11 protein-coding genes and 1 tRNA gene are annotated in these 15,078 nt (G+C 70.7%); 5 read left to right on the top strand and 7 right to left on the bottom strand.

The annotated features are described in order from the left end of the window. From C2865_RS31790 to C2865_RS31775, 4 genes are all read right to left on the bottom strand, one after another. The gene (locus C2865_RS31790) at positions 1 to 600 is read right to left on the bottom strand and encodes a DUF1449 family protein (protein ID WP_106402333.1); all 600 of its coding nucleotides are present in this window, start codon (positions 598 to 600) and stop codon (positions 1 to 3) included. Positions 601 to 638: 38 nt separating this feature from the next. Then, a complete protein-coding gene (locus C2865_RS31785) occupies positions 639 to 2,279 on the bottom strand; it encodes an ABC-F family ATP-binding cassette domain-containing protein (protein WP_106402332.1) in 1,641 nt (546 codons plus the stop codon). A gap of 9 nt (positions 2,280 to 2,288) precedes the next feature. After that, entirely contained in the window at positions 2,289 to 4,115 is a 1,827-nt protein-coding gene (locus C2865_RS31780) for a sensor histidine kinase (RefSeq protein ID WP_106402331.1), read from the bottom strand. A gap of 239 nt (positions 4,116 to 4,354) precedes the next feature. After that, a tRNA-Lys gene (locus tag C2865_RS31775) sits at positions 4,355 to 4,426 on the bottom strand. A gap of 209 nt (positions 4,427 to 4,635) precedes the next feature. Between C2865_RS31775 and C2865_RS31770 the strand changes: the two genes are divergently transcribed. Further along, positions 4,636 to 5,952, top strand: coding sequence for a dipeptidase (locus C2865_RS31770; protein WP_232835913.1), 1,317 nt, complete (start codon positions 4,636 to 4,638; stop codon positions 5,950 to 5,952). Positions 5,953 to 6,001: 49 nt separating this feature from the next. Here the strand turns inward: C2865_RS31770 and dapD are convergent, their stop codons facing one another. Both dapD and C2865_RS31760 read right to left on the bottom strand, forming a co-directional pair. Continuing rightward, entirely contained in the window at positions 6,002 to 6,964 is a 963-nt protein-coding gene (gene dapD, locus C2865_RS31765; RefSeq protein WP_106402329.1) for a 2,3,4,5-tetrahydropyridine-2,6-dicarboxylate N-succinyltransferase, read from the bottom strand. Positions 6,965 to 6,994: 30 nt separating this feature from the next. Then, the gene (locus C2865_RS31760; protein ID WP_106402328.1) at positions 6,995 to 8,374 is read right to left on the bottom strand and encodes an alkaline phosphatase PhoX; all 1,380 of its coding nucleotides are present in this window, start codon (positions 8,372 to 8,374) and stop codon (positions 6,995 to 6,997) included. A gap of 101 nt (positions 8,375 to 8,475) precedes the next feature. Between C2865_RS31760 and C2865_RS41590 the strand changes: the two genes are divergently transcribed. The 3 genes from C2865_RS41590 to C2865_RS31745 all read left to right on the top strand — a co-directional run bounded on the left by C2865_RS41590 (position 8,476) and on the right by C2865_RS31745 (position 13,516). Continuing rightward, a complete protein-coding gene (locus C2865_RS41590; protein WP_106402327.1) occupies positions 8,476 to 10,941 on the top strand; it encodes an NACHT domain-containing protein in 2,466 nt (821 codons plus the stop codon). A gap of 126 nt (positions 10,942 to 11,067) precedes the next feature. After that, positions 11,068 to 11,730 carry a ComEA family DNA-binding protein gene (locus tag C2865_RS40310; RefSeq protein ID WP_198653747.1) on the top strand — a complete coding sequence of 221 codons (663 nt, stop codon included), beginning with the start codon at positions 11,068 to 11,070 and terminating at the stop codon, positions 11,728 to 11,730. A 328-nt stretch (positions 11,731 to 12,058) separates the two neighbouring features. Next, a complete protein-coding gene (locus C2865_RS31745) occupies positions 12,059 to 13,516 on the top strand; it encodes a DUF4407 domain-containing protein (protein WP_157963983.1) in 1,458 nt (485 codons plus the stop codon). Here the strand turns inward: C2865_RS31745 and C2865_RS31740 are convergent. Beyond that, a complete protein-coding gene (locus C2865_RS31740; protein ID WP_106402325.1) occupies positions 13,504 to 14,658 on the bottom strand; it encodes an acyl-CoA dehydrogenase family protein in 1,155 nt (384 codons plus the stop codon). The two genes, C2865_RS31745 and C2865_RS31740, sit on opposite strands and share 13 nt — an antisense overlap. Before the next feature lie 111 nt (positions 14,659 to 14,769). On the opposite strand from C2865_RS31740, the gene C2865_RS31735 reads away from it, so the two are divergent. Beyond that, a complete protein-coding gene (locus C2865_RS31735; RefSeq protein ID WP_106402324.1) occupies positions 14,770 to 15,069 on the top strand; it encodes a PspC domain-containing protein in 300 nt (99 codons plus the stop codon). Positions 15,070 to 15,078 lie beyond the last annotated feature (9 nt).

Genomic DNA, 15,078 nt, shown 5'->3' with positions numbered 1-15,078 from the left:
TCAGAGGCCCTTCTTGTGGGGGTCGAGGGCGGCGTCGTAGGGCATCACCCAGAAGAACTCGCCCTCCGCGTCGTATTCGAAGATCAGCGCGGTGTCGCCTGCGGTCAGCTCCTCGTCACCGGGCTTGCGCACCTGCAGCAGCGCCGAGGAGCCGTCCTCGGAGTGCACCTCGGCCTGGCCGAAGTGGGCGGTGACGGTGCCCGTCCGGATCACGCACATGCGGCCGATGAAGTCGTCCCGCGAGGGCACCTTGGGCTCCGGCAGCAGGTACCGCAGCGGGTTGACCAGCAGCCGGGTGGCCAGCCAGCCGCCGGTCAGCGCGACGGGCGCGACCAGCAGGTCCAGCGGGCCGCCGTCCCAGGGAAGTTCGTCCAGGAACGCGTAGCCGGTCAGGCAGAGGAACCAGGTGAACGCCACGAACAGCGAGATGACGACGGACGAGGGGAGGCCGCGCAGGCCGATCGCGCCGAGCAGGTCGACGTCGGTCTCCAGCAGGTCCAGTCCCAGGATGGTCAGCACCCAGTAACCGACGACCAGCACCAGCAGCACGGTGAAGACCACGGTCGGCGGGGCGAGCACGATGTCCAGGAACTCGTTCACGCCCCCTCAGACGTGAACCTAGTCAATTCGGTTCATTCTTAGACGAGTTCGGTGACCTGCCCCTGCTCCACGTGGAACCCCCGGGTGGTGTGCACCGCCTCCAGCATGCGCCGGTCGTGGGTGACCAGCAGCAGCGTCCCCGGGTAGTGCGCGAGCGCCGACTCCAGCTGCTCGATCGCGGAGAGATCCAGGTGGTTGGTGGGCTCGTCCAGCACGAGCAGGTTCACTCCGCGCGCCTGGAGGAGGGCCAGGGCGGCCCGGGTGCGCTCCCCCGGCGACAGGGTGAGCGCGGGACGCATGACGTGCCCGGCCTTGAGGCCGAACTTGGCCAGCAACGTGCGGACGTCCGCGGGCGTCAGATCGGGGATGTGCCGCTGGAAGGCGTCCAGCAGCGGCTCGTCCGACTCGAAGAGCCGCCTGGCCTGGTCCACCTCGCCCACGACCACGCCCGGACCGCGGCTGACGGTGCCCTCGTCCGGCTCGATCCGGCCCAGGAGCGCGGCGAGCAGGGTGGACTTGCCCGCGCCGTTGGGGCCGGTGATCGCGACCTTCTCCGCCCAGCCGATCTCCAGGTTCACCGGGCCGAGCGTGAAGTCGCCGAGCCGCACCACGACCTGGCGCATCGTCGCCGTCACGGCGCCCGACCGGGGGGCCGCGGCGATCTCCATGCGCAGCTCCCACTCCTTGCGCGGCTCGGCCACCTCCTCCAGGCGCTCGATCACGCGTTCCGTCTGGCGCGCCTTGGCCGCCTGCTTCTCGCTCGTCTCCCCGCGGAAGTGCCTGATGTTCTTGTCGTTGTCGGGGGCCTTGCGGCGGGCGTTCCGCACGCCCTTCTCCATCCACGCCCGCTGGGTGCGCGCCCGCTCCTTCAGGGAGTCGATCTTCTCGGCGTACTCGTCGTACTCCGCCCTGGCGTGCTGCCGGGCGATCTCCCGCTCGGCCAGGTAGGCCTCGTAGCCGCCGCCGTAGACGTTGACCCGCTGCTGCGGCAGGTCGAGCTCGACGATCCGGTCGACGGTGCGGGCCAGGAACTCGCGGTCGTGGCTGACCAGGACGGTCGCCGCGCGCAGGCCCTTGACGAAGCGCTCCAGCCTGTCCAGGCCGTCCAGGTCGAGGTTGTTGGTGGGCTCGTCCAGCAGGAAGACGTCGTAGCGGCTGAGCAGCAGGCTCGCCAGCCCGGCGCGGGCCGCCTGCCCTCCCGAGAGCGAGGTCATCTCCTGGTCGAGGCCGACCTCCAGCCCCAGGTCGGCGGCGACCTCCTCGGCGCGCTCGTCGAGGTCCGCCCCGCCCAGCGCCAGCCAGCGCTCCAGCGCCGTGGAGTACTCCTCGTCCGCGCCGGGCGCCCCCTCGCCGAGCCGCTCGGCGGCCAGGTCGAACGCCCGCTGCGCCTCGGCCACGCCCGTCCGCCGCCCCAGGAAGCCCCGCACGGTCTCACCGGGCCGCCGCTCCGTCTCCTGCGGGAGGTACCCCACCACCGCGTCGGCCGGATTGACCCGGACGCCGCCCTCCTCGGGCTCGAGCAGCCCCGCCAGGACCTTCAGGAAGGTGGACTTCCCCGCGCCGTTCGGACCGACCAGCCCGATCACGTCGCCGGGGGCGATCACCAGATCCAGTCCCTCGAACAGCACCCGCTCGCCGTAACCTGCGGCCAGGGCCTTCACCACGATCGTCGCGCTCACCGCTCCACGCTACCCGTGGACGCCTTCGGGCTCCGAATCCTTCTCGGCCTCGTCCTCGCGGCGGGCGATGGCCCTGATCTCCTGGGACGTGCTCCGCGAGTGGGTGATGGCCTTGGCCAGCTCCTCCTCGGCGTTCTCGCCCTGGCGGGCCTGCTCCAGGGCACGCAGCACCTGGAAGAGGCTGGAGCCGAGGCGGTCGCGCAGGTGCAGGCCGAAGCGTGTGCGCTCCTTGGCGATGTTCACGGCCGTCAGGTCGGTGCGGGCCTTGCGCAGTTGCTCGGCGAGGCGGGGCAGCAGCAGCGCCGCGAAGATCAGCATCTGGCCGTACAGGGTGGTCAGGAAGGCGCCCAGCAGGGGGATCACCGCGTCCGGGGCCGGGCCGGACGCCACCCCGGCCCCCGCGCACAGGACGGAGAGCGCCAGGCCGGCGGGGTTCGGCAGGAAGAACGGGATCGCGCCGCCCGCCACGAACGTCTGGCTCCACAGCGTCCAGCCGAGCAGGTGCGGGAGCGTCGACAGGACGGTCAGCGCGGTCAGGCCCGCGGCCAGCGGCGGCCTGCGGGCCGTCCCCAGCCACAGCAGCAGTCCGTAGACCGACGCGTCGAACGCCAGGGTGGCCAGCAGTTGCGGGGTGCCGAGCTGCCACCAGGTCACCGGGTAGAGGTAGGTGAGACCGCTCAGGCACAGGCTCATGGTGAGCAGCGGCCCGAGCCTGCCCCACAGGCCCTCCCGCCAGCGGCGCTTTTGGCCCGGCAGGGTGGCGTCGAGGGTGAATTCGCCGTCCCTCAGATGGGCGGTGACGCCTCCTTCGAGCGGTGCGAGCCTCGCCTGCAGCCCTTTCAGGCCCGAGCCGGGCGGCCGTTTCGACGGTGCCGCCCCGTCGTTGACGATCCGCACGCCCGTCGCCGACGCGTCCACCCGGCAGACGCTCGCCTTGCTGTGCCGCAGCACGTTGGTGACGCCTTCCCGCAACACGTAGGCGAGCGCTTCGTCCGCCTTTCCGTCCGGGACGTCCATGACGTTGATCCGAGCCTCCACCCCGGCCCACTCCAGCGCCTCCTTCGCGGCGGCGGCCTCGGCCGCCAGCGAGGTGATCGGCGTCCCGTCCGCCACCGTCCGCACCGAGGCCAGCGCCTGCTCGACGAGTTCGTACGCCGTCTGGAGCTCCGCCTCGGCCTTGCCCCTGCGAAGAGCCCGCAACGCCACCTCAAGGCGGATGATGATGACCGTCAGGCTGAACCCGAGCAGGTCGTGCACGTCCCGCCGCACCCGCCCCCGTTCGTCCTGCACGACCGCCTCGGAGACCTCCTGCCGCGTGGCGTGCAGCCGGTGCATGACCCGCGCCAGCCGCGACACCACGTACACCTGGACGCCCACGCCCACGTTGTTGAGCAGCCAGTAGGCGACGTGCTCCCCGCGGGCCCGCCCGAACGCGTTCTCCGGCCAGAAGAAGAAGTCGATGCACACCGTGGCGGCGAACAGCGCGAAGACCACGGCCCACCGCAGCCGCCCCCGGAACAGCAGCAGCGTGCTCGCCATCGGATAGCCGGTGTTGGCCTGGAAGTGCATCGGCGTGAGCACGGGCCCGAAGCACAGCAGCAGGTCGAGCCCGTACAGCCACCACCGGCGCCGCCTCCGCAGCCGCTCGAATCGCGGCAGGGAGATGAACACCTGCAGCACCGGCGAGAGGAAGACCGCCGCCCCCCACACCAAAAAGGGCCACCCGGTCTCCCCGAGCCCCCGCCCGGAGAACATCAGGTTCCCCAGCCCGCCGAGCACCGCCAGAAAGGCAAGGTTCAGCAGCACCAGCCGTTCGGCCGTCCGCACCCTGCCCATCCCGTAGCCGCCCCCTCAGGAGGCCGATCTTAGATGTCTCTTTTGTCCGCCCTGAACCCGGCCACCGAGGCCGCCCCTCCGCGCGCCCCTCGGAGACTAACCGCCCACGGCCTTCCATAACACCGATTAACGCCCGCGCGCCCGGCTCCCCGAAGGCCCGGCCGCCTTCGGTCACCCGAGCCGAGCGCCCCCGGAACGAGGCCGGCCCCCCGTCCGTGGACGGGAGGCCGGCCGTGCTGTGGGTCGCGTGGGACTCGAACCCACAACCTACGGATTAAAAGTCCGGAGCTCTGCCATTGAGCTAGCGACCCGTCCTTCATCATGCCATCTGCCGGGCTGTCGTCCGAATCGCAGGCGGCCGGGAGAACGCCGTACGGGGCGGACAGCTCAGGATTCTGCCGGTTCGGCCCGGTGGGAGTCCAGTGGGTTTTGGTGGATCACGGGGGGTCGGGGATTTTCGGGGTGGGTTCGGGGGGGAAGGGGCGGGGTGAGGACGGCGTCGGGTTCGGGGGGAGCGGGCGTGGATCGTGGGCTGGTTGCCGGGTTGATGGGGCGGGCGCGGCGGGATCTGGGTGAGCTGGTGGCGATGCGGTCGGTGGCGGACCCGGAGCGGTTCCCCGCCGAGGAGTGCCTGCGGGCGGCGCAGTGGACGGCGGACGCGTTCACCGGGGCCGGGGTGCCCTGCAAGCTGTACGAGACGCCGGACGGGAGCCAGGCCGTGGTGGGGCACCGGCCGGGGCCCGAGGGGGCGCCCACCGTCCTGCTGTACTCGCACTACGACGTCCAGCCGCCCGGGGAGGGGTGGAGTTCGTCGCCGTGGGAGCTGGCCGACCGGGACGGGCGGTGGTTCGGGCGGGGGGCCGCCGACTGCAAGGGCAACATCGTCATGCACCTGACGGCGTTGCGGGCGGTGCCCGAGCCGGCCGTGGGCGTCAAGGTCGTCGTCGAGGGGTCCGAGGAGCAGGGGACGGACGGGCTGGAGCGGTTCCTGGAGCGGCATCCCGACGTCTTCGAGGCCGACGCGATCATCATCGGCGACACCGGGAACCTCGCGGTGGGCGTGCCGACGTTCACGACGTGCCTGCGCGGTCAGGTCAACGTGCTGGTCACGGTGACGACGATGGCGGGCGCCCTGCACTCGGGCATGTACGGCGGGGCCGCTCCGGACGCGCTCGCCGCGCTCGTCCACATGCTGGGGACGCTCCGCGACGCGTCGGGCAACACGACCATCCGGGGACTGCCGTGCGACCAGCGCTGGGACGGCGCGCAGTACCCGGTCGAGCAGTTCCGGCAGGACGCCGGGATCCTCGACGGGGTCGCCGTCACGGGCACCGGGACGATCGCCGACATGCTCTGGGCCCGGCCCGCGCTGACCGTCCTGGGCCTGGACTGCCCGCCCGCCGTCGGGTCCGTCGCCGCCGTCCAGCCGACCGCGCGGGCCCGCCTCAACCTGCGGATCCCGCCGGACATGGACCCGGAGGACGCCTACGACGCCCTCACCGCCCACCTGGCGGACGTCACGCCCTGGCACGCCCGCGTCGAGATCGAGCTGGAGTCGCTGGGCCGGCCCTTCCTCGCCCGTACGGGCGGCCCCGCCTACACCGCGATGACCGCCGCGCTCTCCGAGGCGTACGGCAGGAAGGTCGTGACGCAGGGCCAAGGCGGCTCCATCCCGCTGTGCGGGGCGTTCCAGCGGCACTTCCCCGACGCCGAAATCATGCTGATGGGCGTCGAGGAGCCCCGCGCGCTCATCCACGCGGCCGACGAGAGCGTCGACCCGTCCGAGATCGAGAACCTCGCCCTCGCCGAGGCGATCTTCCTGGAGTGCTACCGGTGAAGCCGAGACGGGCGCGGGCCGTGCGGCCCGCGCCCGTCTCCGACGGTTCTCAGTTGGCGTGCAGCATCTCGTTCAGCCCGCCCCAGCCGCCCGAACGCGGGATGACCTCGACGGCGCCCGACTGCGAGTTGCGCCGGAACAGCAGGTTGTTCGCGCCGGACAGGTCCAGCGCCTTGACGATCGAGTTGTCGGGCAGCGTGACCCGCGTACCGGCCGTCACGTACAGGCCCGCCTCGACGATGCAGTCGTCGCCGAGGGAGATCCCGATGCCGGCGTTGGCGCCCAGCAGGCAGCGCTCGCCCACCGAGAGCACCTGCTTGCCGCCGCCGGACAGCGTGCCCATCATCGACGCGCCGCCGCCGATGTCGCTGCCGTCCCCGACGACGACGCCCGCGCTGATGCGGCCCTCGACCATGGACGAGCCGAGCGTGCCGGCGTTGAAGTTGACGAAGCCCTCGTGCATGACGGTCGTCCCGGAGGCCAGGTGCGCGCCCAGCCGCACCCGGTCGGCGTCGGCGATGCGCACCCCGGCCGGGGTGACGTAGTCGGTCATGCGGGGGAACTTGTCGATGCCGTAGACGGCCAGCTGGCCGCCCTCCAGCCGCACCGCGAGCCGGGCCGCGTCCAGCTTCTCGATCGGGACGGGCCCGATGGACGTCCAGGCCACGTTGGCCAGCAGCCCGAAGACGCCCTCCAGGTTCAGCCCGTGCGGCTTGACCAGCCGCGTGCTCAGCAGGTGCAGCCGCAGGTACACGTCGTGCGCGTCGGCCGGCTTCTCGTCCAGCGACGAGATCGTCGTACGGACCGCGACGACCCGCACGCCGCGCCGCGCGTCCTCGCGCACGGCGCCGGCCAGCTCGCCCGCGGTGTCCCCCTCCAGGACGACCGTCCCGGACAGTCCGGGCTCCGCGGCCAGGGCGGGCTCGGGGAACCAGGTGTCCAGCACGGTGCCGTCTTCGGCAAGGGTCGCAAGGCCGACGGCTACCGCGCCGGAAACAGTCTCAGTGCTCACAGCCCCAGATTAGTCAGGATCGCCCTTCGCTCAGAACGGCCCCCGCTTCCAGGGGCCCCAGATCGCGAAGGTCATCCCCGCTCTGGACTGGACGTTGACGAACAGGGTGTGCCCGTCGGGGCTGAACGTGGCGCCGGCGAACTCCGCGCCCGGATCGGCCTTGATCGGCTTCAGCCGGGCGAAGGGGAAGACCTTGCCCTGCTTCGTGAGCCCCCGGATGAAGTTGCGGCCGTCGCCGTCCTCGCACAGCACCAGGGAGCCCCGGGGGCTGTGGGCGATGTTGTCAGGGAGGTCGAGACGGGACCGCGAGGTGGACTCGGTGATCAGTTTCAGGCGTTCGCTTCGAGTGTCGTACGCCCACACCTGGCCGCGGCCGTCTCCGAACCCGGACGGGGCACTCTTGGTGACCTTGGCGCCGCCCTGGGTCGAGACGAAGTACACGACGCCCTTGTGGAAGATCGCGCCTTCCAGCCGGGCGAACTGGGCGCCGCCTTTCGCGAGTCCCTGTTTCGCCACGTACTGGATGGCTTCGTCGTTGGAAGGCCGACCGGTGAACGTCGGATTCGGGTCGTCGATGTCCACCCACGTGACGTCGTAGGCGACGCCTGCCTTCTGGTGCTTGTACAGCCTCGCGCGCGGCTTCTTCTTGACGGCGAGCATCTGCAGGCGGCCGCCGTCCAGGATGCGTCCCGCGCTCAACGGACTCCGCGGAGGCAGATACCTGTAGAAGCCCGAGGCGAAGTTGAAGTCGTCCTCGGTGAGGTAGATGGCGCCCGTCTTCGGGTTGCATACGGCCGCCTCATGTGCGAACCGCCCCGCGGAGAGGATCGGCTCCCCGATCCCGACTTCGAAGATGTAGCCGTGCTTCTCCTTCAGCAGGGAGTTGTCGCCCCCGGTGTGGTCGTTGCCGACGTCCGGGCCGTTGACGGTCTCCTCGCAGGTGACCCAACGGCCCCACGGCATCGCTCCTCCGGAGCAGTTGCCCATCGTCCCGTTCAGGCTGACCGCTCCGGCGAGCACTTTCCCGTAGTCGGTGACGCGCAGCGTGCACGTGCCCCCACCCGCCATCGGGTCGTACGCCTTGTTCTTGTCCCCGAACGCGCCCACGGGCCCGAACACCTCGTGGTTGCGCACCAGGACGGCTTGCCCCTTGACCGTCTTGAAGGCCGCCATCCCGTCGTGTTTGCCGGGCGTGATGTGCCCGTCGCTGAGCCGCGAGCCCGCCGCGTTGAACGACCGGTACTTGAACCCCGCTGGAAGCAGCAGCCGCACCCTGCCGTCACGCAGGTCCTTGACGGCCCGCAGCTTCCCGTACCCGCTGGTCTCGCCCGCCGCGTACGCGGCCACCCCGTCGAAGGGGGTCACCATCCCGGCAAGACCGAGCGCCCCCAAGAACGCACGTCTCTCCATACTCGTAGGACGTGCTGTTCCCGACAAAGGTTTTCAATAGGACCAATCGCACTTTCACCCCTCTCCGGGCATCAGAGGTAGCGAAGACCCGGAGGTGGTACATGAAACGGTCATCGCGCACCCTGCGGGCCGCGCCTCCACCGGTCCCCGCCCTCAGCGACCGCCCGCCCGCCGCGTATCCGGACCCGCCGGGCAGGGCCCCCCTGGCCGCGTTCCTCGCCCCCGGCCGAACGCTCGTGGTGAGCGGCGAGCCCGGTTCGGGCAAGAGCACGCTGCTCCGCCGGCAGGCACTCGCGATGAGCCGGGAACGCCCGCTCCCGTGGCGGTTCCGTCGCCTTCCCCTGCTGTTGTCCCTCCGGGACCGCGCCGCCGCCCTGCTGGACGAGAATCCGCCCGACCTGGCGGAGCTCGCGGCCGAGCACCTGCCTCTCCGCCGGTTGCGGCGCAGGCTGCGCTGGGGCAGGTGCACGGTCTTCCTCGACGGGCTGGACGAGATCGCCGACGTCCAGCAGCGCCTGAGGATCGTTTCCTGGATACGCGCGCAGACCGAAAGCCACCCCGAGCTCACCTTCGTCGTCAGCGCACGCCCGCACGACCGCGCCGTCGAGTTCCTCTTCGGTGCCCAGAAGCTGCACCTCCAGCGGCTCACCCCCACGCAGATCACCGACTTCCTCCGCCGCCGGCACAGCGCGGAAGAACTCCCGGAGCTTCTCCGTAAGCAGCCCGCACTGTACGACTGCGCCACCAACCCGATGCTGCTCACCTGGATCGCCTTCGTGTACCAGAGCCAAGGCAGGCTGCCCAGCACGCGCCACGACCTGTACGACGAGTTCTACGCTCTGTTGCTGGAACGTACGGACGGCCACAGCGGCCTGACCATCGAGGAGAAAGACCTCCTCACACGCCGTCTGGCACTGCACATGACCCGTATCCGGACCTACGACATCTCGCCTGCCGATGCGGAATCACAGCTTCGCGGTGACGCTCCAGCCCCGCAGGTGTTCCTGGAGGAGCTCCGCGAAAGCGGCCTACTCGTGCGGCGCGAACACGGGTACGCGTTCGTCCATTTCTCTCTGCAGGAGCACCTCGCGCCCGCCCCGGAACATGTCGACCACGACCCGGCCGCTGTCCTCGCCGCCGAGAACCTCCAGGAGACCGTCTGGCTCGACGACACGACGGCTCTGTGCGTCCGCCCCGTCATGGTCGCCCTCTACCGCCTCTCCGCCGACCGCGCCATCTCCCTCGATCGCCCCGACCGCACCGCCATGACGGGCGTTCAGGCCGCTGACGCCGTCCGCTTCGTCACCTGGTTGAACGGCCTGTTCGAGGACGGCACCTCCTACCGTCTGCCCACCCCCGCCGAAGCCGCCCACCCCGCCTTCACGCAAGTCCCGGAGACCGCCGACCACACCTTCTGGACAGAGCACCAAGGGGAACTCCGCCTCCACCGGCCCGGCCCCGTCCCCTCGCCTTACTCCCCCACCTCCGCCCAGCTCGTCCGCTACCCGTCGGCCTTCCTGGAGCAGAGCCACCGCCTCCTGGGCTCCCCTTCACCCGCCACCACCAGGCGTTTCGCCCGCACCCTCGACCTCCTCCTCTCCGTCAGCCTCTTCTTCGACCTGGCTCGCGCCCACGAGCTCTCCCTCTCCCGCCTCCACGCCCTGGAACACGACCTCACCCACGACTTCGCCATGAAGATCGTCCCCGGCGCCGTCCACGACCTGACCGGCACGCTCGCGCGGGAGCAGGCTCACGCCGACACTTTGGTCCGCACCCGCTCCCTCCTCCTGGCCCACGCCCGCGCCCTCGCCGCCGCCCTGGACCTGACGGGCTCCCCCGCCCTCGCCGAGGCCCTGGCACGGGCCGACCTCCCCGCCCCCGACCCCGCCCTGGCCCGCGACCGCGCCCTGGACACGGCCCGCGCCCTCGTCCGGGCCCTCGCCCGGGACCTGCGCCCCGACCGCCCTCACGATCCGGACCTGGCCCTCGCCCACGACTTCGCCGCCACCCTCGACCTGGACCTCGATCTGGCCCACGCCTTCGACCCCGCCCTGTCCCTGGCCCTGCGCCCCGCTCACGACGTCGGCTCCACCCTCCACCTCACCCGCACGCTCTCCCAGGCCCTCGGCCTCGACCTGGGCGACCGTCACCGCGATCTCCTCCCCGCCCTGACCACCGCCTGCAGCACCCTCCTCAGCGCCTGGCAGGACTCCGGCACCTCCTTCGAGGACTTCCTCCGCGCCCTGCTCACCCCCGCTCCGCCCCCTCAGGAACCCGTCCGGGCCCTGAGAAACCTCCTCGCCCGCCTCCCGACCGGCGAACCCGCTCTGCCGCTCCTGCTGGAGCACGCCCACCGCCTGGCCTCCGAAGCCCTGAGCCGCGGCGCCCCCGGGGAGCCCCGGACGCTCCTCGTCGCGTGCGCCTGCCTCCTGGCCGCCCGGACGCTCCTCTCCGACCCGGGACTCGGTACGGAGACGGCCGCCGTCACCGGCGCCCTCATCGCCCTCGCCCTCCCCGGCGACGGCCTCCCCCAGAACCAGGTGCTCCTGCTGATCCGCGACTCCTGAGCGTCGGTCGCGGGCGCTGAAGCGGCGCCCCTCCCGGACCGTCGGGGCGCGTGAGGAGGACGTGGGCGTCGGCTACGACTGTTGCTCTCATGGAACCAAAGGTCGCTTTCGTGCGTCTCAACAGGCATGACCGGTTACCAGCCCGCCCCCCTGCCCCAGGACCGGATCGAGGCGGTTCTCCACTCGGTGATCAGCCAGCATGTGGCGATGGGCTGGCGGCTGGAGTCGCGGCTGGGCAACCAGGTCGTGTTCGTGCGGGGCGGGCAGACCAACCATGCCGCGCACGCGCTGATCACGTTCCTGCTCTGCGGGCTCTGGCTGCCGATCTGGATCGTCCTGGCGGTCGTCGAGCAGGAGAAGCGCACCGCGGTCTCGGTCGACCAGCACGGGCGGCTCTCCCAGGGCGGCCTGCCCTACCAGGGGTTCACGCCGCCGCCGGTCAACCGGTTCAACGGCAACGCGCAGGCCATCGCGATGGCCAACATGCGGCGGCAGCTCCGCCAGCAGGCGCGCGAGCACGCGCGGGACGTGGTGCTCGCCCGCGACCTGCGCATCGGCCGGCCCGACCTGCCCCGCCACTACGACGACGGCGGGCTCATCGACGTCAACCACGCGCCGGCGCAGGTCCTCACCTCCATCACCGGGGTCACGCCGGAGATGGCCGAGCACATCGTGCAGGTCAGGTCGCAGGTCGTGGGCTTCAGCTCCGCCGAGGAGCTCTCCGCGGTCGCCGCGCTGCCGCCGCACCTGACCCCGGAGATCCGGGAGTACGGCATCTTCCTCCCCTGACCCGGGGGCCTCCGGACGGGTCCGGGTCTCCGCGCGGTGAGCGTTCCCTTTCGCACCTCCCGGCGAGAGGCATGCCCTGTTATGGTGCTGAAGTTCGTTGCTGTGGCAAATGACCGCTGGATGGCTTTATGCCTCTTCCTGACGACTATCCACTGCCGCGGGTCGGCACACTGCACGTGCCGAGGGTCGCCGCATCGGTGCCCAGGGCCGCCGTCGAGGTGGCCGCGCCCCGCGGCCTGTGGCGCGATCTGGCCGTCCGGCTGCCGTCTCCCCGCCTGCCCCGAGCCGTGCTCGCCCTTCCGCGTCCGCCACGAAAACGGGAACGGCCTTGAAGCGACACCCCTTGATCTGGCTGTCGGGCGCCCAGCCCGCGCTTCTGGAGCAGGCGCCCGGGGACCGGGCCAAGTACCAGGGCATCGGCGGCGCGGTGCTGACCACGGCGACGCTCGCCGGGGTGTCGATGTTCTTCGCGCTGGAGATGGCGCTGCGTGCGCCCTGGTACGCGGCGCTGCCGATCTCGCTGGTGTGGTTCCTGGCCATCCTGAACCTGGACCGGTGGCTGGTCGTGTCGATCCAGCGCGGGAACCGGGCGTGGCTGGTGGCGCTGCCCCGGCTGCTGATGGCGCTGCTGTTCGGGTTCATCATCTCCACGCCGCTGGTGCTGCGGATCTTCCAGCCGGAGATCGAGACGGAGATCAACAAGATCCGGCAGGAGCAGACCGAGCGCTTCCAGGGCAATCTCGACGACGGCGAGGTCGGCCGGAAGATCGACGCGCTGGAGAAGCAGGAGGCCGCGCTGCTCCAGACGATCGCCGGCGGCGGCACCGTCGTGAACCCCGAGGAGGACCCGCAGATCGTCGCGCTCCGCGAGCGGCTCGCCCCGCTGGAGAAGACGCGGGACGAGAACGCCGACGCCGCGACGTGCGAGCTGACGGGCGACAAGTGCCGTGACGGGAGCCGCAAGTCCGGCGCGGGGCCGCGGTACGAGAACTTCCGGGCCAAGCAGCGTGAGGCCGAACGGCAGATCCGTGAGATCAACCAGCAGATCCAGGACCGTCGGGACGACATCACGGCGACATCGAAGACCAGCCGGGAGCAGACTCTCCGCGAGGCCAACGAGACGCTGCCGGGCGTCCAGACCCAACTGGAGAACCTGCGGCAGATCCAGTCGGACGAGCAGATGGCCTTCGAGCAGGCCAACGAAGGCAACACTGGACTTCTCGTGCGCTTGGACGCGCTCAACCGCGCTTCGGCAGGCGATTTCACGCTCGGCCTCTGGCGCATCCTGCTCTTCCTGCTCTTCACCGTCATCGAATGCCTGCCGATTTTCGTGAAGATACTGCAGCTGTACGGACCGCCGAATACCTACGAGCAGCTCGCCGAAGAGCACGCCAAACGCAGCGTCACGACCGGCAAGCTCCGCGCCGAGACGCACGAGCAGGCGTTGGAACTGCAGCAGACATCGCAGCTCAGCCAGTCCCGAGCGCTCGTGGAGGCACGTGAGGAGGCCTCGCGGAAACTCGGAGCGATGACGGCGGAGTCCGAACTGCGCGTGGCCGCCGCGATCCTCGCCGCATGGGAAGAACGCGAGATAGCACGCATCCCCAAGAACCTCGACGAGTACGTGACGTCCACGCACGACCCGATCCCCGAGCCCGGCTCACCCGAACCGGCCGTGACGCCACCGCTCTTCGGTCCGAACGCGCCCGGTGTCATGCCGTACTACGCGCCCGCCTTCGACGAGGAGGCACGCCGTGCTGACGTCGAAGGCCGTCAGCCCCGGTAGGCGGCGATCCCGGTGATCGCCTCACCGAGGACGAGCGTGTGGATCTCCTCCGTGCCCTCGTAGGTGAGGACGGACTCCAGGTTGTTGGCGTGGCGGATCACCGGATACTCCAGCGTGACGCCGTTCGCGCCGAGGATCGTCCGTGCCGAGCGGGCCACGTCCAGAGCGGCTCGGACGTTGGCGAGCTTGCCGAAGGAGATCTGCTGGGAGGTCACCTTCCCCGCGTCCTTCAGCCGCCCGATGTGCAGCGCCGTCAGCCCGGCCTGCCCGAGGGCCAACTCCATGTGCGCGAGCTTCTCCTGCGTCATCTGGAAGGCCGCGATCGGCCTTCCGAACTGCTCACGCGACTTGGCGTACTCCACAGCCGTCTCGTAGCACGTACGGCCCGCGCCGATCGCGCCGAAGATGATCCCGAAGCGTGCTTCCGAGAGGCAGCCGAGCGGCGCCTTGAGCCCCTTGGCGGCCGGGAGGATCGCGTCCGGCGGCAGCCTTACCTCGTCGAAAGCCAGCTCCGACGTGACAGAAGCGCGCAGCGAAAGCTTCTTCGTGATGTCCGTACGGGAGAACCCGCGGGTCCCAGCCGGTACGAGGAAGCCGTTGATCCCCTCCTCTGTGCGCGCCCAGACGACCGCGACGTCCGCCACCGACCCGTTGGTGATCCACATCTTGGCGCCGTTGAGCACCCAGTCCTGCCCGTCACGCCGCGCGTACGTCCGCATCGACCCGGGGTCGGAGCCGTGGTCGGGCTCGGTGAGCCCGAAACAGCCGATCAGCTCGCCCGCCGCCATGCCGGGGAGCCAGCGCTGCTTCTGCTCCTCCGAGCCGTACTTGTGGATCGCCGCCATCGCCAGGGAGCCCTGGACGGAGACGAAGCTGCGCAGCCCGCTGTCGGCGGCCTCCAGCTCCCGGCACGCGATCCCGTACGAGACGGCGTTCAGTCCCGCGCACCCGTACCCCTGCAGGTGCATCCCGAAGAGCCCCAGCTTGCCGATCTCCCGGGCGAGGTCCCGGACGGGCAGGGTGCCGCTCTCGAACCAGTCCGCCACGTAGGGGTCGACGGAGCCGGTGCGGAAGGCCCGGACGCTGTCGCGGACCATCCTCTCCTCGTCGGAGAGCTGATCGTCGAGCCGTAGGACGTGCATTCCGAACCTCCCTCTGGTTACCGCCGCTAATTTACTCAGGGGTCCGGGTCAGGGTCGGACCAGGGATGCTCCCCGATGTGGACAGGGCCCGCGAACGGGCACTCTTAAGACATGGCAACCACACTGAACCGCAAGATGAACGGCAAGATGCTCGGCGGGATCTGCACCACGATCGCCGACCGGACCAACCTCGACCTCAACATCGTCCGCCTGTCCGTCGCCGGCGTCTCCGTCATCGGCGGGATCATCGGCCTCGGCCTGGCCGTGCCCCTGCTGTACCTGGTCGCCTGGGCCCTCCTCCCGGCCGACGACGCCGACCAGTCCCCCGCCCAGCGCTGGTTCAGCAAGCCCGAGGTGAAGGACGCCATCGACAAGGCCTCCGACGCCTTCACCAAGAAGCAGCAGCCGTGACCCGCACGA

The organism is Actinocorallia populi, from assembly GCF_002995495.1.
In the GTDB taxonomy this organism is placed as follows: Bacteria; Actinomycetota; Actinomycetes; order Streptosporangiales; family Streptosporangiaceae; genus Actinocorallia; species Actinocorallia populi.
This window is presented reverse-complemented; position numbering and strand designations above follow the sequence as displayed.

Coding starts and splice junctions, on each gene's coding strand:
- C2865_RS31760 (WP_106402328.1), bottom strand. CDS start 8,374: ATGGAGAGACGTGCGTTCTTGGGGGCGCTCGGTCTTGCCGGGATGGTG.
- C2865_RS31780 (WP_106402331.1), bottom strand. CDS start 4,115: ATGGGCAGGGTGCGGACGGCCGAACGGCTGGTGCTGCTGAACCTTGCC.
- C2865_RS31735 (WP_106402324.1), top strand. CDS start 14,770: ATGGCAACCACACTGAACCGCAAGATGAACGGCAAGATGCTCGGCGGG.
- C2865_RS40310 (WP_198653747.1), top strand. CDS start 11,068: ATGACCGGTTACCAGCCCGCCCCCCTGCCCCAGGACCGGATCGAGGCG.
- C2865_RS31740 (WP_106402325.1), bottom strand. CDS start 14,658: ATGCACGTCCTACGGCTCGACGATCAGCTCTCCGACGAGGAGAGGATG.
- C2865_RS41590 (WP_106402327.1), top strand. CDS start 8,476: ATGAAACGGTCATCGCGCACCCTGCGGGCCGCGCCTCCACCGGTCCCC.